The 23,242-nt window shown below is 37.5% G+C and carries 25 protein-coding genes; 20 read left to right on the top strand and 5 right to left on the bottom strand.

All coding sequences use genetic code 11. The features are described 5' to 3' along the window. Position 1 precedes the first annotated feature (1 nt). Both HBN50_RS15595 and HBN50_RS15590 read right to left on the bottom strand, forming a co-directional pair. Positions 2-427: a FliG C-terminal domain-containing protein gene (locus HBN50_RS15595; RefSeq protein ID WP_273871574.1), complete on the bottom strand. Its 426-nt coding sequence runs from the start codon at positions 425-427 to the stop codon at positions 2-4. Between the two features lie 34 nt (positions 428-461). Then, positions 462-881 carry a hypothetical protein gene (locus HBN50_RS15590; RefSeq protein ID WP_273871572.1) on the bottom strand — a complete coding sequence of 140 codons (420 nt, stop codon included), beginning with the start codon at positions 879-881 and terminating at the stop codon, positions 462-464. Positions 882-967: 86 nt separating this feature from the next. Here HBN50_RS15590 and HBN50_RS15585 point away from each other — a divergent pair, with 86 nt between their 5' ends. Together HBN50_RS15585 and HBN50_RS15580 are read left to right on the top strand one after the other, a co-directional pair. Continuing rightward, positions 968-2,149, top strand: a complete 1,182-nt coding sequence (locus HBN50_RS15585; protein ID WP_273871571.1) for a thiolase family protein — start codon at positions 968-970, stop codon at positions 2,147-2,149. Between the two features lie 9 nt (positions 2,150-2,158). Further along, positions 2,159-3,472, top strand: a complete 1,314-nt coding sequence (locus HBN50_RS15580; RefSeq protein ID WP_273871569.1) for a hypothetical protein — start codon at positions 2,159-2,161, stop codon at positions 3,470-3,472. 12 nt (positions 3,473-3,484) lie between these two features. Here HBN50_RS15580 and HBN50_RS15575 read toward each other — a convergent pair whose 3' ends face one another. Next, complete coding sequence (locus tag HBN50_RS15575) at positions 3,485-4,030, bottom strand: hypothetical protein (RefSeq protein ID WP_273871565.1); 546 nt, start codon at positions 4,028-4,030, stop codon at positions 3,485-3,487. A gap of 145 nt (positions 4,031-4,175) precedes the next feature. Here HBN50_RS15575 and HBN50_RS15570 point away from each other — a divergent pair, with 145 nt between their 5' ends. From HBN50_RS15570 to HBN50_RS15535, 8 genes are all read left to right on the top strand, one after another. Further along, the gene (locus tag HBN50_RS15570) at positions 4,176-5,051 is read left to right on the top strand and encodes a HEAT repeat domain-containing protein (protein WP_273871564.1); all 876 of its coding nucleotides are present in this window, start codon (positions 4,176-4,178) and stop codon (positions 5,049-5,051) included. A 116-nt stretch (positions 5,052-5,167) separates the two neighbouring features. Then, positions 5,168-5,671 carry a QcrA and Rieske domain-containing protein gene (locus tag HBN50_RS15565; protein ID WP_273871562.1) on the top strand — a complete coding sequence of 168 codons (504 nt, stop codon included), beginning with the start codon at positions 5,168-5,170 and terminating at the stop codon, positions 5,669-5,671. 41 nt (positions 5,672-5,712) lie between these two features. After that, complete coding sequence (locus tag HBN50_RS15560; RefSeq protein ID WP_273871559.1) at positions 5,713-6,495, top strand: cytochrome b N-terminal domain-containing protein; 783 nt, start codon at positions 5,713-5,715, stop codon at positions 6,493-6,495. Between the two features lie 37 nt (positions 6,496-6,532). Further along, on the top strand, positions 6,533-7,609 hold the full coding sequence (locus tag HBN50_RS15555; protein ID WP_273871558.1) for a hypothetical protein: 1,077 nt from the start codon (positions 6,533-6,535) through the stop codon (positions 7,607-7,609). 25 nt (positions 7,610-7,634) lie between these two features. Then, positions 7,635-10,469, top strand: a complete 2,835-nt coding sequence (locus HBN50_RS15550) for a c-type cytochrome (protein WP_273871557.1) — start codon at positions 7,635-7,637, stop codon at positions 10,467-10,469. A gap of 31 nt (positions 10,470-10,500) precedes the next feature. Beyond that, positions 10,501-11,133 carry a cytochrome c oxidase subunit 3 gene (locus tag HBN50_RS15545; protein WP_273871556.1) on the top strand — a complete coding sequence of 211 codons (633 nt, stop codon included), beginning with the start codon at positions 10,501-10,503 and terminating at the stop codon, positions 11,131-11,133. Between the two features lie 2 nt (positions 11,134-11,135). Further along, positions 11,136-11,360 (top strand): hypothetical protein, encoded by a 225-nt coding sequence (locus HBN50_RS15540; RefSeq protein ID WP_273871555.1) that lies wholly within the window; start codon positions 11,136-11,138, stop codon positions 11,358-11,360. Beyond that, entirely contained in the window at positions 11,361-11,906 is a 546-nt protein-coding gene (locus tag HBN50_RS15535) for a DUF420 domain-containing protein (RefSeq protein ID WP_273871554.1), read from the top strand. Here the strand turns inward: HBN50_RS15535 and HBN50_RS15530 are convergent. Together HBN50_RS15530 and HBN50_RS15525 are read right to left on the bottom strand one after the other, a co-directional pair. Then, a complete protein-coding gene (locus HBN50_RS15530; RefSeq protein WP_273871552.1) occupies positions 11,886-13,040 on the bottom strand; it encodes an aminotransferase class V-fold PLP-dependent enzyme in 1,155 nt (384 codons plus the stop codon). The two genes, HBN50_RS15535 and HBN50_RS15530, sit on opposite strands and share 21 nt — an antisense overlap. Before the next feature lie 2 nt (positions 13,041-13,042). Next, positions 13,043-14,137, bottom strand: coding sequence for a tryptophan 2,3-dioxygenase family protein (locus HBN50_RS15525; protein WP_273871550.1), 1,095 nt, complete (start codon positions 14,135-14,137; stop codon positions 13,043-13,045). A 90-nt stretch (positions 14,138-14,227) separates the two neighbouring features. Here HBN50_RS15525 and HBN50_RS15520 point away from each other — a divergent pair, with 90 nt between their 5' ends. The 10 genes from HBN50_RS15520 (at position 14,228) to HBN50_RS15475 (ending at position 23,140) form a co-directional block, all read left to right on the top strand. After that, positions 14,228-15,196 (top strand): COX15/CtaA family protein, encoded by a 969-nt coding sequence (locus HBN50_RS15520; protein WP_273871548.1) that lies wholly within the window; start codon positions 14,228-14,230, stop codon positions 15,194-15,196. A gap of 75 nt (positions 15,197-15,271) precedes the next feature. Continuing rightward, entirely contained in the window at positions 15,272-17,077 is a 1,806-nt protein-coding gene (gene cyoE / locus HBN50_RS15515) for a heme o synthase (protein WP_273871546.1), read from the top strand. Positions 17,078-17,193: 116 nt separating this feature from the next. Beyond that, positions 17,194-18,003, top strand: a complete 810-nt coding sequence (locus HBN50_RS15510) for a cytochrome c oxidase subunit II (RefSeq protein WP_273871543.1) — start codon at positions 17,194-17,196, stop codon at positions 18,001-18,003. Positions 18,004-18,038: 35 nt separating this feature from the next. Next, complete coding sequence (locus HBN50_RS15505) at positions 18,039-19,766, top strand: cytochrome c oxidase subunit I (RefSeq protein WP_273871542.1); 1,728 nt, start codon at positions 18,039-18,041, stop codon at positions 19,764-19,766. A gap of 13 nt (positions 19,767-19,779) precedes the next feature. Next, positions 19,780-20,361: a cytochrome c oxidase subunit 3 gene (locus tag HBN50_RS15500; RefSeq protein WP_273871541.1), complete on the top strand. Its 582-nt coding sequence runs from the start codon at positions 19,780-19,782 to the stop codon at positions 20,359-20,361. Between the two features lie 10 nt (positions 20,362-20,371). Then, the gene (locus tag HBN50_RS15495; RefSeq protein WP_273871540.1) at positions 20,372-21,265 is read left to right on the top strand and encodes a c-type cytochrome; all 894 of its coding nucleotides are present in this window, start codon (positions 20,372-20,374) and stop codon (positions 21,263-21,265) included. 2 nt (positions 21,266-21,267) lie between these two features. Continuing rightward, complete coding sequence (locus HBN50_RS15490) at positions 21,268-21,957, top strand: SCO family protein (RefSeq protein WP_273871538.1); 690 nt, start codon at positions 21,268-21,270, stop codon at positions 21,955-21,957. A 15-nt stretch (positions 21,958-21,972) separates the two neighbouring features. Next, entirely contained in the window at positions 21,973-22,260 is a 288-nt protein-coding gene (locus tag HBN50_RS15485; protein WP_273871536.1) for a cytochrome C oxidase subunit IV family protein, read from the top strand. A gap of 24 nt (positions 22,261-22,284) precedes the next feature. Further along, positions 22,285-22,449 (top strand): hypothetical protein, encoded by a 165-nt coding sequence (locus HBN50_RS15480; RefSeq protein WP_273871535.1) that lies wholly within the window; start codon positions 22,285-22,287, stop codon positions 22,447-22,449. A gap of 52 nt (positions 22,450-22,501) precedes the next feature. Then, a complete protein-coding gene (locus tag HBN50_RS15475) occupies positions 22,502-23,140 on the top strand; it encodes an HD domain-containing protein (protein WP_273871533.1) in 639 nt (212 codons plus the stop codon). Positions 23,141-23,242 lie beyond the last annotated feature (102 nt).

The raw sequence follows: 23,242 nt of genomic DNA, 5'->3' as shown, positions 1-23,242 counted from the left end.
GCTATTGTAGCTTAATGACCTTCTTTTTAGAAAGACTGATCAGTGTCGAAACGATTCTATCCTGCGCTCTTGTCACATCGCGAGCTTCGTTTCTTAAAGTTGAATTCATTACTTTAAAAGCTTCTTCTGCGTAGCTTCTTTGGGCCAAAGAGAGCACTCTTCTTTGAAGATTTTGGGGAACTCCTTTAAGAGCAACTCCCATCACTTGTGCATTTGTATACCCAAGCAATCTTTGAAGATCATCATTTGTTAAGCTGGCAATACTTTCAAATTTTAAACTCTTTTCAAAGAGCTCATTAGCTAATTGCGGATTTCTATTGTAAATATTTTTCACAAGAACCATTCTTTCTTCTTCAGTCATAAACTGGAGCATGTCGATTACTTGTTGTTTACCATTGATAAAAATTGTACCTTGGTTGTTTTCCATAGAAACCTCTGATCGAAGATCGTTTGGTGATTAATTAAGAATCCCACTTCATTTTCTCTTGCTTATACTTTTCTTGAGCATTCGCGAGAGTTTCTTTGTGAGAGCTAATCATTTCATTGATTTGATTGTCCTGACTTTCTTGAAGTTCAGCGACTCTGTCTTGATGAGCAAGTTTGAGATTATCAATCTCTTCTTGAAGTCTTTTTCTTTCAGAAGTGACTGTATCTTTTTGCTTTTCACGAATTGTTACAAGCTTTTGCTCGAGTTCATTTTCAAGTGAGTTAACTTCAGTAGAGAAGTCTTTTTTTAGACGAGTGATTTGTTTGTCATGCTTTTTAACTTCTAGATTAAATTGCTGCTCATGATCTTTTCGCATTTTGCGTAGTTCTAGACCGAAGCGCTTTGTTTCGCTTTCTTTAAATCTTTGAGCTCTTAATTGTGCGATATCCGACATAGTTTTATCCAAAAGTTTGCATGCGCCACAGATGCGCCTTAATATATTCTATGTAACTCAATCGACATATCTCAAGGGAGGAAAATATGTCCTTAAATAAAGGGAAAAGAGTCTTTCTTATTGCTGGTAAAAGAACGCCATTTGGAAAGTTTGGGGGGTCTTTAAAGGATATTACTCCAGTAGATTTAGCTGTTTATGCAGGTAAGTCACTTCTTGAGGAAACAGGAGTGATGGCCGATAAAATTGATCAAGTAATTCTTGGAAATGTAATCACATCCTCAACAGATACTATGTATGGTGGGCGCCACCTCGCACTTAAGTTAGGTTGTGTTGAAAAAACTCCTGGAATGGTGGTCAATAGACTTTGTGGATCAGGTATTCAGTCTATTCTCGATGCAACTCGTCTCATAAAGTTAGATGAAGCGAATTGTGTTCTTGCTGGTGGAACTGAAAATATGTCAATGACACCTCATTTAACTTTTGGTGGGCGCTTTGGCACAAAGTATGGAGGATTAAAATCTGTGGACATGCTTTTGGATGCCTTAACGGATAAATTCTCAAATACACCTATGGGAATCACAGCTGAAAATCTAGCAAAGAAGCTTGAGGTAACTCGTGATCAAAGTGATGAGTTCTCTTACCAGTCGCACTTAAAGGCCACGAAAGCTTACGAGGATAATCTATTACAAGGGGAGCTTTGTAAGATAGAGCTTAAAAGAGGTTCTTGTGAAAAAGATGAACATATAAGAACTGACGTGTCGCTAGAACAGATGACAACACTTAGACCTTCATTTGATAAAGAAGGTGTTGTGACTCCTGGATCTGCATCTGGAATTGTCGATGGCGCTGCCGTTGTTCTCGTTGCTTCCGAAGAATTTTGTGAGAAAGAGGGAATCACTCCAATTGCAGAAATTGTTGATGGTCATGTCATTGGGGTAGATCCTTCAATTATGGGAATTGGACCTTCTCCTGCAATTACAGAATTGCTTGAAAGAAATAAACTTTCTCTAAACTCAATTGATCTTTTTGAAATTAATGAGGCCTTCGCTGCCCAGGCCTTGGCCTGTGTTAAAGACCTTTCGCTTCCGATGGAAAAGTTAAATGTATGGGGAGGTTCTGTTGCAATTGGTCACCCCCTCGCAGCAACCGGAACTCGAATCACTACTACATTGGCGCGTCAGATGAAGCATTATGATGTGAAAATGGGAATCGCATCTGCCTGTATTGGCGGAGGTCAGGGAATAGCGCTCTTGTTAAAAAGTTGCTAGAATGTTCGGATGGAAAACGCGAGTGTAATAAAATTAAATGAAAGTGACTTTGAAGAGTTTCGCCAATGGATCAAATTGAACCTTGAAAGCGTTACTTGGCAGGGTCGTTTTAAATCGCAATTTGAAGAATTCTGGCAAACGTTCTTTGCCGGAGATATGACGATTAGTGAGATCATTGAGAGATTTAATTACTCGTGTTCCATCCTTAAAGTTGGACCACTCATTTCTTGGTTTAACTGGTTAAAAGAAAAATTTATTTGTTTTTGTTTTGTAGAAAAGAAGCTGACCATCTTAGAGCTCTCTAAGCAATCTAAGATGGCCCCTTCTGTTGTTGGAGTTATTTTAAGGAACTACTTCGTTGATATTGCTCCTCATAAAGAAGAGTACTTCAGTGAAGTCTTTCAAATTGGAAACCTTGGAAGCCACAACCTTTCTTTGACTTTCGCAGATATTCAAGAGGCCATTCATTTTGAAACGTTTGATGTTGGATCATATGTTGAAGAAATTATGCCTTCTCTTGAAGTGACTTTATATGAAGATTGGTCAAACTTTGTTGCTAGACTGAAAAAAGATTTCTCTCACGGTGATAAAGGTTTAAAAAAGATTGAAAGTAAAGATCGCCTTATTGGAAAACTTAAAATAGTAAAAGAAGCGATTGCTTTAATTCTTTTTTGTCTCCTTGCTGTTTGGGCCGTGACAGCAATTAATAATTGGTATGAAGATTATCTCGCCGATAAGATCAGTGTGTATGAACCACAATTCAAATGGCTCGATAAAACTCTCTCATTTAAAAGCGTTGATGATCTTAAAGTCGATAGCAATTTCAAACTTGATATCTCAGATATTGAAAACGTAGCAGAGTTTGAGAATCAATTAGGTGAGACTCTTGATGATGTGGAACGTACCGAGGTTGAATCTGAAGTTGTACTAACTTCTTGGGATTCTCTGCCTAAAGATATTGATACTGCTGACCTTGAGCAATCCGATTACGAAGAAGTTAAGAAAAGAGGTTATCGAGATAGTCGATACGGAAATACAAAAGTATATCGAATCCTCATGAGAAGTTCAGACGCGACTACAGCTAAAAATGGATTATCTAAGCTTATTGATAAATATGACGTGAAACAAGTTGATAACGTAAAACCTGGAATCGCAGTTCCGGGTGGTTTTTATTATAACTTATATGTTCCGAGAACTTATCTAAAAGAATTTATGGCAGAAGTTGAAGAAGTTGATGCCGCTGTTATTTATGAGTCGAGAACGAGAACTCGAAGAAATCCACCAGGAAAAAACAAAGTCTTTATTTGGGTAAAAAGCATGTAGCCCCGTTAGGGACTACATTTGACCATCTGGTATATCGAATAGAGTTTTAACTTTTCTAAGAAGTAGGTGGGCCTTTCCAAGGAACCACCATTGTCTGAAGAAACCAATAAGCATTGCTGCAAGAAAGCCGTAAACAACACCTGAGTGAGTTGTCTTTTCGACCATGTTGGTATCGTGTGCTCCACCAAGTAAGAAAGCAATCATTCCCAAAATTAGCATGAGCATTGTCCAAGGGATTGTTTGTCTCTTTGCGAGATCTGCTTCGTGTACAAAGCGATCTACTTTTTTAACGTATGGAGTCAGATCTTCAGGTGGATTCTCAAATAGCTCCGGTAGATTGTTTTCAGATTTGAGAATCATTTGAATGTTGTTCACGAGTCTTGAGACTCCAATGAAGTAGAACATGACAAATGCTTGAGCAAAAATAGTATAAAGGAATGTTGGAATTGCAATTTGGATGTGGCTGAATTCCATCGTAATGTATCCATGGGCCAATGATGCTGTTAGCAATACAGCGAGAACCATCAGTAAAATTAGCGAGCGAAGTAAATAGGCCATAACTACTCTTTATTTAAAATAATAAGATTAATATATTCAAACGTTATATGACATGAATCTGATTGTCATAGTTATGTAGATTTGTTAAATCTGACACCACATTCTATAGAACAGATCCTTAAATTTGAAAAGCGTTGAGACGTTTATGGCCAAAAACAATAATCCAGTTGATAAAAAAATGCTCGAGAATCCTTTCGTGGGAAGTCTTGTTGTTCCAATCGCAATCGTATTAGTAGGTGCACTCGTTATTTTCGGTGTTACGAAAATGCTCTCTACTGATCAATCATATAAAGACCTCGTTCGCGAAATGCAGTCAAAGCAATTTGGGAATAAGTGGGTATCAGCACTAGAACTATCTAAATTAATTGCAAGTAATAAGATTCCAGAGGAAGATATCCCTTGGTTAGTTGAGAACCTTTCTCATGTATATAAGAATACAGTTGACTCTAGAACAAGAGATTTTGTTGTAGTCGCTCTTGGAGCTCTTAGAAATCCTCTTGCGTTGGAACTTTTACAGACTGCGGTAAAAGATACAGACAAGAATGTTCAGTTTCACGCTGTTGTGGCCCTTGGAAATATACCACAGGGTGTCACAGTTGATTGGACAGATGTTCTAAATTTTCTTGAAGCAGAAGATCATGGAATCAAGCAAGCGGCTATTTTAGCCCTTGGGACGCACCGTGTTGCAGAAGCTGAGCCAAAGCTTCAAGGACTGTTGTCAGACGATGGTCGCGGTGTTCGCTTTGCTGCCGGAACATCATTAGTTTACTTTAAAAATGAAAATGCATTACCAGTTATTAAAGAGATTTTATCACTAGAATTTACTCCTAGTCAGGATAAGAATAAATCGCCATTATTTAGTGTAGAGCAAATTGCAGCTTTAAAACTGAATATACTTAACGCGGTTAGTAAGTCTGAGTGGAAAGCTCCTTTGGATTTAATTCAGGAAATTTCTACAAACGACAAGGATGTAAAGGTTGTATCTAAGGCCAAGGAAGTTTTAAAACAGTTGAAAAAGTGATAGACTCATTGAATAATCTGGCTATAGATATTTTTTTAATTATTTAACGAAGTTGAGCACCTTGAGTGTTCAGCTTTTTTATAGTTTTGTGGTTTACGTAAAAGAGGTTAAAGGCCATGGCAGAAGAGACTAGACAGCAATTGAACAGAAGAGAGTTCTTTAGCTTTGTCACTGTAGGATGGGTTGCTTTCACTGCTGCATTAGCAGGGCTTGGAAGTTTGGTGTTTAGATACACTTATCCAAACGTTAATTTTGAACCAGAAATGGACTTTATCGCGGGATTCCCTTCGGAGTACGAAGAGGGTGTAGATGAGCGTTGGAAGAATGGTTTTGGTGTATGGATGGTTAGACAAGAAGGTAAGCTTGTTGCTCTATCAAACATTTGTACTCACCTAGGTTGTGTTCCAAACTGGCTACCGGCGGAATTAAAGTTCAAGTGTCCATGTCACGGTTCTGGTTATTACATGAACGGTATTAACTTTGAGGGCCCTGCTCCAAGACCACTTGAAAGGTATAAGATCGCTCTTACACCTGAAGGTAAGATCAAAGTTGATAAGACTAAGATCTACCGTTATGAGAAAGGTCAGTGGGATCACCCTGATTCGTATTTAGCAGTTTAATAATTATTAATTTTTAATATTTTATATAGAGGAAAAGAGAAATGTCTGGAAAAGGTTTTGCTGACAAAGTTCGTGAGACCCAGGTTTGGAAGTCGATCTTCAGACACGGGCCACCTAATAACGCGCGTAACAGAGCATCTGTTATTGCTGGAAACGTTTTTCTTCACTTACACCCAATTAAGCTGAAAAAGTCTGGTGTTCAGCTTGGATATACTTGGTGTATGGGGGGACTAACTTTCTTTATCTTCCTAGCTCTTACTGTTACTGGGCTTCTGTTAATGTTCTATTACAGACCTACAGCAGAGTATGCTTATAACGATATCATTGCCCTTAAAGAGCACGTGCCTTTGGGGATTATGCGTGAGATTCACAGATGGGGTGCCCACGCCATGGTTATTACCGTGTGGCTACACATGTTCCGTGTATTCATGACTGGTTCTTATAAACCACCTCGTGAATTCAACTGGGGTGTTGGTGTAATCCTTCTCGTTCTTACACTTTTACTTTCATTTACTGGTTACCTTCTTCCATGGGATCAGCTAGCGATCTGGGCGATTGCCGTTGGTTCAAACATGGCTAAGGCTACTCCGTTCTTAGGACACGGTGGTCCAGGTGCTGCTCTTGCTCAGATTGGGGACTTCGTTCTTGTATCTGATAAAAACGACGTTCGTTTCCAGCTTCTAGCAGGACGTTTCGTTGGAGAGCCAGCGCTACTAAGATTCTATATCCTTCACTGTGTTTTCATCCCTCTAGTTGTTGGAACGCTTATTGCGGTTCACTTTTGGAGAGTAAGAAAAGACGGTGGTATTTCTGCACCACTTTAGGAATTAGAAAATACTTTTTTAAGTTAAGGAAAATAGAATGAAAGAATTTATTAACTGGATGGCTGACCCGATTAGATCGTTCCCAATTGTGACGATTCTATTCTTTGTCATGATTAAGTACTATCGAGAAATCGGGACTAAAAAGTTTGCATACTGGGCATTAGCTGTAACACTTCCAATCGTAGCTTGGTTTTGTTCAGACTCTAACTTCATGTCGATTATCTTATGGCCAGATAACATTCCAATTAACATCATTATCATCTTAATTGCATGGTTAACTTGGTACTCTCTTTATAGATGTGCTGAGAACGATAAAAGAATTGAAGCCGGTGAGTGTCCGATCGAGGCAATGCCTGAGAACCGTGAAAAAGTTTGGTGTTGGCCAAACCTCGTTTACGTAGAGCTAATGTGTATTATCGGAACGACAATTTTCTTAATTGTTTGGGCGATTATCTTTAAAGCTCCTCTAGAGGAACCAGCAAACCCAACTTGGGCACCAAACCCAGCCAAGGCACCTTGGTACTTCCTTGGTCTACAAGAAATGCTTGTATACTTTGACCCTTGGATGGCCGGTGTTGTTCTTCCTGGACTAATTGTTGTTGGTCTACTTGCAATTCCTTATATTGATACAAACCCTAAAGGAAATGGTTACTTTACTTTCGTTGAGAGAAAAATGGCCGTTACAGCTTTCTTGTTTGGATGGCTAGTCCTATGGATTTATCTAATTATTGTTGGAACTTTCCTTAGAGGACCTAACTGGACATTCTATGGACCATTCGAGTTCTGGGATTTCCATAAGGTTGTTGCTGAATATAACGTAAACCTTTCTGAATTCTTATGGGTTAAGTGGCTTAATATGCCAATGCCAGGAAACCTTATTGTTAGAGAGATTTTAGGTATTGCACTTACTGCTATTTACTGTGTGGTTCTACCTCCACTGTCTGCAACGACTAAATGGGGTAAGAAACTCGTTCAAGATATGGGAAAGGTAAGATACTACATCTTCATTATCTTGATTCTAGGTATGACATCACTACCAATTAAAATGGTTTTAAGATGGCTATTCAGTTTAAAGTATATTGTTGCACTCCCAGAGTGGGAGCTGAATCTCTAGTTTGAGATTAAAAAAGGGTTGAGCGATGACGAAAAAGAATGAGCCAGGAATGGCCTTTAATATGGATAAACTGAATAAGGTATTTGCCTTCATGTCTGTGGGCCTCCTTATTACAGTTGTATGGGTTTTCTTAGACGACTATATTCGTCCATGGAAAGCTATTCAAGTTGAAGCGATGAAGATCAAAAAAGCAAAAATTGCTAAAGAGATCGAAGAAGCTGAGAAAGAACTTGATGCAAAGAAACTTGCTGAACTTAAGGCCGAAAGAGAAGCGGCTCTTAAAGATGTAGAAGCTAAGAAAGACGAAATCAAAAAGCTTGAGTCTGAACTTGCTATCATTAAACGTGATATTAAAGATGAGCAAATCGTTAATGGTCGTTTAAATGGTCAAGTTGCTGCTTTAACTTTTAAATGGGAAGGCGCTCATTCTCATCATAAGCCAAATGCTAATGATCTTTTTAAAGAGCTTCGTCGTAATAAGAGACTTTTTGCTGAATCAAAAGACAGAATGAAGAACCTTCAGACTGCAGAAAAAGCTAAGAATAAAGAAATTTCTGGAAAAAAAGAGTCTTTAACTTCAGTTGAGAAGAAAATTTCTGATATGGAAATGAAGACAGCTCTTCTTGGTAAAGCGAAAGATAAACTAAAAATGGATCCGATCTTTGCAATTAGAAACGCTCCATTTGTTGATTTCCTTGACCCTACAATTAAGATTCAACAAGTAGTTCTTTCTAACATTACAGATGATAGATACTTCCAGCACGTTCCTAAAGTTGATAGATGTATGACTTGTCACACATTCATTGACAAGGCTGGGTATGAAGATCAACCAAACCCGCATAAAACTCACCCTAATTTAGAGCTTATGGTTGGAGCTAACTCAACTCACCCAATGAAGAGTTTTGGTTGTACTACATGTCACGGTGGTGAAGGGCACAGAGTTACAGACTTCAACGCTGCTGCTCACATTCCGCAGAATGAAGAACAAAAGAAAGAGTGGGAAAAGAAATATCACTGGCATGAGCCGCACAAAGTACCTATCGTACAATTTAAGAAGCAATACTCAGAAGCTGGATGTGTAAAGTGTCACACAGATACTCAATACATTCCTGGAGCAACTGCTCTTAATGAGGGACGCAGAAATATTGAAAAATTTGGATGTTATGCTTGTCACAAAATCGAAGGATGGGAGCATAAACGTAAGCCAGGTCCATCATTAGAGAAAATCGCTGCGAAAGTAGATAAGAAATTCTTTAAGAACTGGGTATGGGATCCAAAATCATTTAATAAGCATGCAAAGATGCCATCATTTTTCATGCAGGATAACAATACTAAGACAGAGAAATTTATCAATAAGAATATTGCCGAAGTTAATGCTATGGCAGAATTTATCTTTGATAAGTCAAAGAGCTATAAGCCTTTCATGAAGTTTACTGGTGGAAACGTTAAAAACGGAAAGAAACTAGTTAAAGATGTTGGGTGTATGTCTTGTCACGGTGTTGAAGACTATCCATCAGAATCTAAGAAAGTTGATGCTTATAAAGGTCCATACCTAACAGGTATTGGTTCTAAAGTTGATGCTGACTGGCTCGTGTCTTGGCTTAAGAAACCATCTCACTACCAAGAAGATACGATCATGCCTTCTTTCCGTCTTACGAATAAAGAAGCAAATGATATTACAGCTTACTTAATGACATTAAAGAACAACAAGTTTGAATCTCTAGAATTTGCTGAAATGAACAAAGAGCTTAGAGATGAGATTCTTGTTACTTATTTCTCAGCTTTCGATACTGTCGAAGTAGCAAAGAAGAAGCTTGCTTCAATGAGTGATAAAGAAAGAACATTAGAGCTTGGTTACAGATCTGTTGGTAAGTACGGATGTTACTCATGTCACACGATTGATGGTTTTGATGGTAGAGCACCGATTGGTCCAGAACTTACTAAAGTTGGTTCAAAGCCACTTACTCAATTTGGTTTCGCACACGAGTACGATGTTGAACATTCAAGAGATGGTTGGATTAAGGCTCACCTCATTAACCCAAGAAGATGGGATAACGGTGTCGATAAACCATTCAAAGATCTTCTTAGAATGCCTAACTTTAACATGACTGAAAAGCAGGCTGACTCAATTACCCTTGCTCTTCTAGGTCAAGTTGCCGATAGAGTACCTCTTAAAGGTGTTAAGAGACTTGATGCCAACGAAGCAATTACTGCTGAGGGTATGAAAGTTGTTCAAAAGTATAACTGTATTGGTTGTCACCAAATTGATGGAATGTTTGGGGATATCCTTGCAATCTATGAAGATGACATCAACCAAGGTCCACCAAGACTTGTTGATCAAGGTCATAGAGTTCAATCTGATTGGTTCCATTACTTCCTTGAGAATGTATATCCAATTAGACCATGGTTTGTTCAAGAGAATGGGCTAAGAATGCCATCATTCAACTTAACAAATGATGAAAGAAATAAAATTGTAGCAATGTTCCAAGCTAAATCAGGACAGCAAACATTTGAAGATAATGATGCTGAAGTGAAGTGGCTTCCTGGTGAGAAGAGAGCTGCGATTCAACTTTTCAATGAGCTTGCATGTACATCTTGTCACGCTGCTGGATTTACAAACGATACTCCAACGGCACCAGATCTACACTTTGCTAAGAGAAGGCTAAGAAAGTCATGGATTAAGAAATGGTTGAGAGATCCTCAAGCAATTATGCCTGGAACTCTGATGCCATCATTCTGGGAAGATGGAGAAAGTATGGCTCCAGGAATCCTAGGTGGAGATCCTGATAAGCAAATTGAAGCTCTAACAAAATACATCTTAGAAGTTAGTAAAGATAAATATTCTCCTGAGGCCAAGTAATTGGCCTTAGGGTTTTTTAGGAGTTTGTGCAATGGCATCAAATCATAAAGTTGAAGCTCATGATGGAGTCATCAGTTATCCTGAGGATCCACAATTTGGTAAAGCTTCTCCAAATAAAATTGGAATGTGGCTATTTCTTGGGACAGACGGTATGTCTTTCTCTGGTCTTCTTATTGCTTATGGTGTTCTAAGAACAACAAAAGATTGGCCAAACCCAGTTGAGGCACTTGGTGGTGTTGAGCTTTCTGCTCTCATGACATTCATTCTTATTTGTTCATCTGTATCAATGGTTCTTTCTATTGATGCTTGTAAGCAAAGAAATAGAAAAGCAATGCTAAACTGGCTACTTGCTACAATTATTGGTGGAGCAATCTTCCTTGGTATTCAAGCATATGAGTACACTCACCTTATGACTGATATGGGGATGACTTTCAGTACTTATGCACACGGAAATAACCTGTTTTCTTCAACATTTTTTTCGATTACAGGATTTCACGGTCTTCACGTACTTTCTGGTGTTATTTACCTATGTTATATGTATAAGCTTGCTCTTGAAGGGCGCTTTGATAAAGGTGACTATGGAATGCTAGAGATTGCTGGTCTCTTCTGGCACTTTGTTGACCTTGTTTGGATTCTTGTTTTTACATTTATCTACCTTATTTAAAAATGAAAGCACTAGTTCTAACAGTAATTACATTATTAACAGTATTTGCAGGAGAGGTTATGGCCTGTCCTGCATGTGCTGGTTCTTTGCAAAATCCTAAAGATAAGTACCTTGTTTATTCTTTAATTGTATTTATCGTTTTGATTTACATCCCTTTTTATCTTCTTTATCGAACGATTATTAAGAATAGACATCTTAATGAGTTGAAAGAGTCAGACCTAAAGTAAATGAATAACTCTCTTAATAGACAAAATGACGATAAATTAGCCTATTCGATAATTGGTATAGTTAGCTTTGTTGTTTTAGCTTTTCTTACTTGGTTAATCTATTTCAATGAAGGTCAATCAACTCACCATAGTTGGGTTGAATATATGCCTGCAGTTAATGCTGGGCTAAATTCAATAACAACAGTTCTTCTATTTGTTGGTTATATACTGATTAAAAGAGGACATAAAAAAGCACACATTAAGGCAATGCTTAGTGCGACAGGGACTTCTGCATTATTTTTAGTGTCATATATTATCTATCATCATTTTCATGGCGATACTAAATTTATGGGCGAAGGCTTTATTCGACCTATTTATTTCTTTATCTTGATTACTCACATCGTCCTTTCTGGAATCATGGTTCCGATGATCTTTGCAACATTGTGGCACGGTCTAAGAAAGAATTATTCTAAGCATAAAAGAATAGCTAAGTGGACCTTTCCAATTTGGATCTATGTTTCTTTTACTGGTGTCGCTATCTATTTCTTACTCAAAAACTTCGGTTAAAAAGTTAAACGTTTCATTTTCTTTTAAGTAGATTCCAAAGCCAAAGCGAATTCTATTTGCTCTGTAATCGACTAAGACTCCCATCTCTTTTAGCTTCTTATTTAATGAGACTGCTTCTTCGTGAGAATCCAGTTGAAAAGTCAAAAAATGACCATGGAGGTCTAAATCTTGATAGATAAGACTTTCCTTGGAAATAGAGCCTTCATCAGGAAGCAAGTCGTAGAATTTTTTTTGTAGCTTTTGAACGTATAAATGAATTTTTGAAACTGTAATGTTTTCCTTTTTAAATAACTCTAGAACTGAAATAAGTCGATACATAGGAGAAAAGTCGATTGTTGCTCCGGCAAATCGCAGACCATTTTTAGAATAGGTCACATTTTGACCTTCTTCTTTAGTGTCGAGTTGGTCCATTTCGGCAAACCAACCAGTTTGAAGAGGGCGCAAATTTGTTTGAGGGCATACCATAAAGCAGCAGCCTTCTCCTCCTTGTGCGTATTTGTAACTTCCGGCGATATAGAAAGCTTTGTTTTGTAACTTACTAAGGTCAGTTGGTACGGCCATAAAGCCATGGTAACCATCTATTGCGACGATATTGTCTTCTCGCCAATGAGCTTCGACTATCTTTTCTAAATTCTTAACTACAAGACCACTATTGAAAAAGACGTGGCTAAAAAAAACAAAGTCAAAATTCTCTTCTGCCTTTTCAATAAATCTTTCTTCAAATGTTTCAAATGGGTGAACAGGGACTTTAACAACTTCTATATTACTCCATTCACTAAGTCGTTGAATCTGTCTTTCAAAGGAGTGGTATTCAGAATCAGTTGTCAGTACTTTGATTTCTTTTCTTAGGTCTAGTGCACTTAGAAGACGAAAATCAAGTTCATGCGTATTAGGTGCAAACGAAATTAAATCAGAGTTTTCGATATTTAATACATCTGCAATTAAATTTTGAGCCTTCGGAATAATTTGCGAAAAAATATAACCCCATTTTTCATCAACGTATTTTGCTGAATCATCCCAGTATTGAATCATTGCTTCTCGAGTACAATCGGGCCAATAGTGATGACTATGTGAGGCCATGTGAAGTTTGTCTGGGTTTTGATTTAAAAAACGAGAGTAATATTTTTGAAACATTTCTATCCTCTAAAGTGAAACCCAAGTTGGTTTTCGAGCTCATTTGGAAGCACGGGTAATTTTGATTTTGGAATAATGAAAGTCGAAAGATTAAATAAATCCATATAAACTCTATTTGTGTCAGCAGCTCTTTTTAGATAGGCATGTCCTGAAGAACCACCTGTACCAATTTTTGTCCCAAGCATTCTGTGGGCCATGATTGCGTGCTTATATCTCCATGTCGTAAAGTTTTCATCAATGTCCATTAGGTTTCTGAGAAAAACGAATGGGAGGTGAAGAATTGGCTCACTTCTATATAAAAGAATAAATAGAGCATTGAGAGTCGCTTTTCTTGAAAGTTTTCTTTTTCCTTGAAGGATAAGTTGTTTGTGTAGATTCTCATCGAGAAGAGTATTAAATGTGTTCCTCGTGGCATCTAGGTTATCAAGTTGTATCTTAAGTGCACTTTCGCTTAGTGAAGCGAGGTTTTCATTAATAACGTTCTCGTCTTCATCAAACATTGCGTTTACTGTTGATTCAAATTCTTTCCAAAAATCAAATCTTTCAAATGTCGTAAAAGGCATTCTTTCAAGCCAATTCTCAACAAGTTTCAAGAGAGATTCCTCTTTTTCTAGTTCTAATAATTCTTTTTGGTCTTTCTTATCAAGGCGTCCAAGGAAGTATTCTCTATCAACACCCATGCGGTCATCTGTCTTAAGTCCCATCATAATTTCAATTTGTCTAAACTGAACAGATTGAAAACCAGATGCAGGAACAAGTAGGTCACGAAACTCTAGGAAGTCCATTGGTGTCATTGTTTCCATTACTTCAAGTTGACCGAGTAGTAGTCCTTGAATCTTCTTGATTCTCTCAAGGCGAAAAACACATGAGCTCAAATCTTTTTCATCAACGTTTGGAGCGTTGAAAATTTTTTGAACAGACTTCATTTCATGTAAGATTTGCTTGAACCAAAGTTCATAGACTTGGTGAACAATGATGAAAAGAGTTTCATCGTGAGCTTCGTTTCCAATTTCCTTAGATTTAGGATGCTGGCTATCTAGAAGTTTGTTTAATTCTAAATAATCTCCATAGTAAGTTGGGCCACTGATCCTCGTCATACTCTTATCCACCTTTTATGTTACTTTGATTTTTCATCTATTCTACTGTATTTGAATTGGGTTCCTCAATGAATCAAGGTAAGGAAAATCATGAATTTTGTCAGCGAAAAGAATTTCAAAAGATTTATCAATATTGTTCTAGTTACTGTTTACGCTCTTATTTTGATTGGAGGAATCGTAAGGAGTACTGGTTCTGGTTTGGGTTGTCCTGATTGGCCAACATGTTTTGGTAAAATAGTTCCACCAACTCATGTTTCTGAATTGCCGCTAGACTATAAGACGAAATTTGCTATTTCAGGTAAAGAAATCGCTGACTTCAATGCCGTGAAGACTTGGACAGAGTACTTGAACCGCCTTTTTGGAATGTTAACGGGCTTTTTCATTCTTATTTTGGCGATCATGTCTTTTGCATACAGAAAGTCCGATAAACGAATCTTTAGACTTTCAATCTTTAATTTATTCGCCGTTATTTTTCAGGGTTGGCTGGGTGCAGTTGTGGTTTCAACTCATTTGAAACCAGTTATCATTACTGCTCACATGGTTATGGCCATCTTCATCGTGTTCATTTTACTGCAAACAAAGAAATATATTAATGAGAAAGAAGCGATAAAAGACTTTATTCCTGGATTAGATCACGCAGTTCTTAAGAAGTATGCTCTTGCTGCAATGGGTCTGACTCTTATACAAGTTGTGCTTGGTACGCAGGTTAGGGAAGCAGTAGATCATGTTGCTAAAGCTGCAATGCCAATTGCGAGAGAGTTTTGGGTTTCAAAGCTAGGTTTAGAGTTTTTAGTTCACAGATCTTATTCAATAGTACTTGTTGTTGTACATATCATTTTTACAATGAAGCTACTGAAATTACCTGTAAAAATTCCTAAGTTGAACTTTCATGCTTATGGAATGTTAGGCTCTTTAGCCATTTCAATTTTGAGTGGTATTAGTCTTTCTTACTTTGATTTCCCTGCTTCTATGCAGCCTCTTCATCTATTGGCCGCAGTAATGCTTATGGGCTTTCAGTACACTTGTTTTTGTGACGTAAATCTTCATAAAGAAAGCTAGGACTTTTGCATGTTTAGTTGCACAAATATTGTCTCTTGGGTATAAGACAGCCATCCTTAAATCAAAAATGAGACAATGAAAAAGAATATTAGTTTAATTAATATATCGCTACTTTTAGCTTTTGCCCTAATGCTGGCTGGTGGGCTAATGCAAATGAGCCAAGCTGGACTTCAGTGTCCTTCATGGCCAATTTGTTATTCACCAGAAATGACTGTCAAAGGGCTACTTCCAACGATCCACAGAGTTCTTGGTGGTATTGTTTTTATCACTACGCTCATACTTTTTTTAAGAGTTAGAAATGAGAACTCTGTATCTGAATTCAAGAGAAAGGCCGCACTGCCTTTGATTTTTCTTTTCTTAGAGGCGGGGCTTGGTGCTGTAAGCGCTCTTTATAAGCTCCCTACTGTTGTGACGATCTGTCATTTTATCTTATCGATTGTTTATATTGTCTCACTAATCAACCTGAGATTCATTCTTGTTAAGGAATCTCTTACTTCAGAGAGAATTCTTGAGTTAAAGACTTTGTACAAAGCTAAAGACAGGCACGGAGTTCTTTTTACTTTTGCTCTATTTTTACTTCAGGCCCTTTTAGGTCTTTTAGTAAGAAAGTCTGGGGCGGGGAAAGTCTGCGGCCTTGAACCTGACCATTTGTTTCAATGTGTGGAGCAAGGTGTGGGAACTTTCTTTCTGTGGCCAAGCTCACCAATGGCCGAGCTTCATATGGTGCACAGACTGATTGGTGTTCTTTCATTATTATCGTTACTCTATTTTAGTATTGTAATCGTACTAAGGTATAAGAAGTCTCGCTATAGAAGTCAGTATAAAACCGTTCAAAATTATGGTGGTATCCTTCTCGCTTTCTCTTCTATTGGATTTTATGTCGCTAAATCAGTTTTAGGATTTGAAAATAGAGAGCTTTTTATAGCATTTCACTATTCATTAGCTGTTCTTTCGCTAATTTTTCTTTGGTTTTTAAATAAGAAGCTTGAAGAATATGAAGTTCTTGCTTTTCCAAAGGGAGCCAATACTTTTCTTTCTGATTTGGTAATGCTTACTAAGCCAAGGCTTGCGAGCCTTGTTATGGTTACTGTTGGGGTAGGGATTTTACTGGCACCAAAACAGATCAACTTTTTCTTTTCTATCTTTTCTTTTCTACTCGTGTTCATGGTTGTCATGGGTGCAGCAGTACTAAATTGCTACATAGAAAGAGATGTTGATGGACTCATGGAGAGGACAAAAGACAGACCACTTCCGTCTGGAAGAATGAAGCCTTATGTCGCGCTAGTTTTTGGTTGGGCCTGTTTACTAATTTCTCTTCCTTTAATTTATTTTTACGTTAATCCAGCAACTTGTTATCTTTCAGCTCTGGCTGCAGTCTTATATTTGTGGGCATATACACCAATGAAGCAAAAAAGCCCTTCGGCCGTTTACATTGGGGCAATTCCTGGAGCAATTCCTCCTATTTTAGGTTGGACTATTGTGATGGGTGAAATGGATGCGATGGCCTGGATTCTTTTTGCTATTCTCTTCGTTTGGCAACTTCCGCACTTTTTGGCCATTTCAATCTATCATGCAGAAGATTATGGCGCAGCGAGTATTAAAGTTTATCCAAATCAAAGTGGAAATGAATTAACAAATGTAGGAATTGCTGTCTTTACTGTTGTGCTTGGCGTTGTCGCCTACCTCCCTTATTCACAGGGCTTTGCGACAGATGTTTTTGCTTGGGTATCAGTTATTGTTAATGGTGCATTTATTATTTTATCTTTCATGGGATTTATATTAAAAGATGAAGCAAGGCATAAAGCTTGGGCCAGAAACTATTTTTGGGCGTCCATCTTTTATTTACCAATTTTACTGGGATCGATGATTTTTTTTAGATAAAGCAACTTAGTCGCCGATATCAATAGAAAAAACGTCGTTTTGAATATAGAATAGAAAAGATTTTTATCTGACATATATTTGGTTAAATGCTTCATAATTATTGAAGGGAAAAGTTTATGAGTTTGTTTATGCCGTTACTTTCTGCTGCTGCAGTTAATACTGCAACCAAATCCATGAGTCTTTGGGAAAGAATGCAGCCACCTGAAGACATCTCTGTTCATGGTAACCTAATCGATTGGTTGTTTGCTTATACAACCTATCTTAACCTCTTTTTCTTTGCGCTTGTTTGTGCAGGACTTTTTGGTTTCTCTTACTTTTATAGTGCTAAGAGACACCCGAAGGCTTACTACACATACGGTAATAAGAAGATCCACGTAATTGTTGCGACAATCATTGGTCTATCGGTTTTTATTGGAATCGATATGAACATTACAAGAATGTCTAACAATGACTACATCGGAGTTTTTGCTAACTGGCCGAAGAAGGATGAGAATCCACTTCGTGTTGAAGTTCTTGCACAGCAATGGGCATGGAACTTTCGTTATGCAGGTAAAGACGGTGTGTTCAACACGGAAGATGATGTTGTTCAACTGAACGATCTAAGACTTCCAACAAACAGAAAGATCATTTTTCAAGTTCTTTCTAAAGACGTTATTCACTCACTTTACTTTCCAAATGCAAGAAGAAAAGTTGATGCAATTCCTGGACGTCTAACTCGCCTTTGGTGGGAACCAACAAAAGCTGGTGACTGGGATATCGCTTGTGCCGAAATGTGTGGAACTTACCACTACAGAATGAAAGCACACCTTACAACTTATTCTCCAGAAGACTTCGAAGCATGGATGAATGAAGCTCAAAAAAGAGCTCTTGCAATGAATGACCCTGAAAACCCTGAACTATTCTGGGGTTGGAAATGGGACTGGTAATTAGAAAATAAGACTCTTGAAGGAGATATTTAAAAATGGCATTTTTTGAACAGCACATGCACGCTAAGCCAACAACCTTCTTGTCGAAGTATATTTTTTCATACGACCACAAGGTAATTGGTAAGCAGTTTTTATGGTACGGGATTTTCTTCCTAGGTGTTGGTGGAATCATGGCCCTTATGATTCGTTGGACACTAGCATTCCCAGGGGTTCCATTCCCAATGATCGGACAATTTTTATTCCCAGAGACTGGGGGAGTTGTTCCACCTGATACATACGCCATGCTATTTACTATGCACGGTACGATCATGATCTTCTATGCGATTACGCCGATTCTTATCGGGGCGTTTGGGAACTTTCTCATTCCGCTGATGATTGGTGCGCGAGATATGGTTTTTCCTCTCCTTAATATGCTTTCGTTCTGGATTGCTTTTATTTCAGGACTATTGCTTCTAGCTGGACTGTTTACTCCACTAGGGGCGGCAGCAGGTGGTTGGACTTCGTACCCAACATTATCAACATTGATTGGATCTCCAGGGGTTGGGCAAACTCTATGGGCATTGGCCATCTTTGTTCTTGGTGTTAGTTCTACAATGGGTGCAGTTAACTATATTACGACAATTATCGTTCTTAGAGCTCCGGGGATGGGATACTTTGATATGCCACTTTCAGTTTGGGGTCTAGGACTTACTGCTATTCTAAACGCTATCTTCATTCCAGTTCTTGGAGCGGGTGTTCTACTTCTTATCTTTGATAGAGTATTTGGAACAACTTTCTTCTTAGCTGGTGCAGCAGCGACAAGCGGTACTGGTGATCCAATCCTTTTTCAGCACGTGTTTTGGATTTTTGGTCACCCTGAAGTTTATATCCTTATTCTTCCAGCTTGGGGAATTGTATCTGACCTTCTTTCATTCTTTGCAAGAAAGCCAGCATTCGGTGCGAAAGCGACAGCTCTTTCAATGACATCGATTACAATTCTTTCAACTATCGTTTATGGTCACCACATGTTTACGACTCAGATGTCTCCACTTCTGACTCAATCATTCATGACTCTAACGATGACGATTTCTATTCCATCTGCAATTTTCTTTGCAAACTGGTTAGGAACTATTTGGAAAGGTTCAATCAGATTTCATTCACCAATGCTATTTTCTCTTGGTGTTGTATTTGTATTTGGACTAGGTGGTCTTACTGGTCTTTACCTAGGAACAGTTACAACTGACCTTTATCTTCACGATACATATTTTGTAGTTGGTCACTTCCACTACACAATGGCCGCTTCTGTTCTTCTAGGTGGATTTGCTGCTTGTTACTTCTGGATGCCAAAAATGTTTGGAACGATGATGAACGAGTTTTGGGCGAAAGTTCACTTTTGGATCACAATGCTAGGTCTTAACGGAATCTTCATGGGAATGATGGTTGTTGGATACGCAGGTATGCACAGACGCCTTTATAACCCATTTGTTTATGACTTCATGGCAAATCTAGTACCAATTAACACTTTTATTACTTGGTCAGCGATTGTTATGGGTCTAGCTCAGATTATTTTCGTTGTTAACTTTGTACACGCAGTTTTCTTTAAGAAAGAGAAGTCTTCTGACAACCCATGGGAAGTTGGAACACTTGAGTGGACGATTCCTTCACCGGCACCTCACTATAACTTCAAGGATCTTCCTGTTGTTAAGTGTGGACCACATGAGTACGGTAACCCGAACTTAACAGGTGATAGAGACTTCCAATATCAAACTGAAGAATTAGCTTAATACTGAGGAAAGTATGGTTGCAAGAACTGAGATAAGAAATTTAGAAGGTAGAAAAATGGTTTCATCTATTGGAATGATTGTTCTTCTCGTTTCTTTTTCAATGCTTTTTGCAACCTTACTCCTTGGGTATGCAATCTACAGACTGACTTCTGATGTTTGGCCACCGATGGGAATGCAGAGGGTTCCACTCTTTCTTCCAACGGTAAGTACATTCATTATTGCAGTAAGCAGTTTAAGTTTATGGAAATTTGAAAAAGAGTTTGAACTTAAAAAAGAACAAATCCTTCTTCCTTTATATCTTGTAACTTTAACTCTTGGTGCTGCATTTATGGGTGTTCAGTTCAAGTTATGGGCATCAATGAAGGCCATGGGCCTTTATGTTGAAGCTGGGATTTTCCCATCTTTATTCTACACTCTAACTTGGATTCACGCGGCTCACATTGTTGCAGGACTTTTAGGTTTATTATTAATGATTCCAGCGATTATTAAGCAAGACTTTGATGAAAAAGCGACATTAGTTGCGAATGTATCTAAGTTTTGGCACTTCTTGGGAATCGTTTGGTTTTTAATGTACGTTGTAATGTTTGTTTTATAAGAGGATAGCTATGAGAAGAGCAAATAAACTCTTTATTGGACTAGGACTTATTTCTACTTTAGTAGGATGTTCAGAAAAGCACTTTCTAGAAGATAAAGTCTTCGCAGGTGGAATTGTTGCTGAGGCCAAAGTTCTAAATAAAGGTAAGTCAATTTATACTGAATACTGTATGGCCTGCCACGGTGTTAAAGGTGATGGAAAGGGTGTAGCTGCAAAAGGTCTACAAGTTCCTCCAAGAGATTTCACTAAAGGAATTTTTAAATTCGGTGAAGTTGTTACTGGTGAACTTCCACACGATAAGCATTTCTATAAGATCCTTGAAAAAGGACTACACGGAACAGCTATGCTTCCATGGGATCTAACTGAAGATCAGATGTTTGCAGTTGTGTCTTATATTAAAACTTTTGCTCCTCAAGTATGGGAAGGAAAAGATAAAGAATTAGGAACACAAATTGTTGTTACTAAAGACCCTTATGGTCCAGCACATAAAAATAGTGCTATTCAAAGAGGGAAAGAAGTCTTTCATACTGTAGCTCAATGTCAATCTTGTCACAGAGCTTATGTAAGTAAAGATGAATTCATTGAAATTAGTAAGAAAGTGAATGGTGAAAACCTTACTCACGCTGATATTGATCGTTCAATGTATCAAGTAAAGCTTCAAGAAACTGAATGGGGATTTAAATCATTGCCACCTGAATTTACTTGGGATGAAGTTAGATCTGCTACAACGGTTGAAGAACTTTATATTCGTTTAAATGCTGGGATTGGTGGAACAGCTATGCCATCTTGGAAAGAAACGATTAGCGATGAAGACATCTGGGCCGTATCTCACTACGTTAAGTATCTTATGGATATGAAAAACAAGCCTGAGAGAAAAGCATTCATGGATGCAATTGGTAACTAAGAATGTCTGAAGTAAGTAAATTAGGATTTGAAAGAAGAAATAATTGGGTAGAGAAGCTTGTGAAGAGCAAGCTTTTCTGGCTCATCTTCGTTGTTGCGAACTTTTCTTATCCAATTTACAGATCAATGAATAGAGAGCTTCCTGCTCCTCTACCTAAAATTGCAAAAGTTCCTACTTTCACATTTACGAATGAATACAAAAAGCCATTCGGTTCAAATGAGCTTAAGGGAAGAACTTATATTGCAAATTTTATTTTTACAACTTGTCCATCATCTTGCCTGAGACTGTCTAAGGAAATGGAGAAAATCCAAAAAAGAGTAAGAGGACTAGGCGATAAAATTGCCCTAGTTTCATTTACGGTTGATCCTGAAACAGATACTCCGGATGTTCTTCGAAGATATTCGAGGGTCAGAATGGCAAATCCAGTCATTTGGAAATTTTTAACAGGACCTAAAGAAGACCTTAAAAAAGTCATCGTAGATGGATTTAATGTTAAAATGGGTACAAAATTACCAATGAAGGGACTCGTCGATGGAGAAGAAGTTACTTTAATGGATATTGCTCATAGTGAAAAATTTGTTCTTGTCGATGGTGATGGTGAGATCAGAGGATACTATGATGCCGATAAGACAAGCATTGACCAAATGATGATTGATGTAGGTCTTCTCGTTAACAGAATGAATACGTTTTAAGAGGGAGAGTCTAATATGGCTGAAGGTAAAGCATACAAAAGTCACTTTAAATTATACATGATCATTTTCTTTGCTCTAACAGCACTAACTGTTCTAGAGGTTATTATTCCTGGAATGGATGCACTAACTAAGCTTCAGAAGTCGACTTCAGTTGTTGCTCTTGCTCTAGGGAAGGCATTTCTTGTTGGATATTTTTTCATGCACTTAAATGAAGAAAAGAAATGGTTAAAATATATTGCAGCAGTTCCATGTTCTGCTTTTCTTTATGCTGCGGTTTTGATGTTAGAATCTTATTATAGATAAAAAACATATAACAAGGATGTTAAAATGGAAGAACAAAAAACATCGTCAGTAGTAGATTCAAAGACTGTTCCTATAAAAGACGGTCAACCTGAATTTCAAACATGGTGGATTATTGGTTTTTTAGTGGTTGCACTTATTATTCTAAAGACCTTTATCTACATAAAAGATGAAAAAAGAGACGGAAAATAAAAAAGGAGCATTATGTGCTCCTTTTTTTTTTGGCAAAAAATAAGGAAATAGGATGTTGGAAACTAAAATTGTCGAATGGTTTGAGCAAAATTATAAAACAAAAGATGCTTCACATGACTTAGGCCATTTTAGAAGAGTATTAAAAATTGCGAGGAAAATAAATCAAGAAGGAAAATATGATGTGTGTGATGATATTTTAATCTGTGCTTCTTATTTCCACGATATTGTTTCATTACCAAAAAATCATCCCGAAAGAAAAGAAAGTTCAAAATTAGCTGCAAAAAAAGCAGAAGAAATTCTGAAAGAGAATTTTTCATTAGAATATTCAAAAATTGAGAAAGTGAAGCATGCTATAGAGGCCCATAGTTTTTCAGCAAATATTCAGGCAAAAACAATAGAAGCAAAAATTATTCAAGATGCAGACAGGTTAGAAGCATTAGGTGCTCTTGGTATTGCACGTTGTTTTTATATAAGTGGAAAATTAGAAAATCACCTCTTTGATGAAGATGATTTTTATGCAGACAAAAGAAATCTAGATGATAAGAAATATGCCGTCGACCATTTCTTTGTAAAACTTTTTAAGATCGAAGAACTCTTAAATACAAAAGAGGCAAAAAAAATAGCTAAAGAAAAAAATAATTTTATGAAACTTTTTTTAGAAAAACTAAAAGAAGAAGTTGCATTTGAATAATAAAAAAAGAATCTAAAAGTAAAAGTAAAAGTAAAAGTAAAAGTAAAAGTAAAAGTAAAAGTAAAAGTAAAAGTAAAAGTAAAAGTAAAAGTAAAAGTAAAA

The organism is Halobacteriovorax sp. GB3, from assembly GCF_028649655.1.
GTDB lineage: Bacteria > Bdellovibrionota > Bacteriovoracia > Bacteriovoracales > Bacteriovoracaceae > BSW11-IV.
The sequence above is the reverse complement of the archived record's forward strand: the minus strand, read 5'-3'. Positions and strand labels throughout refer to the sequence as shown.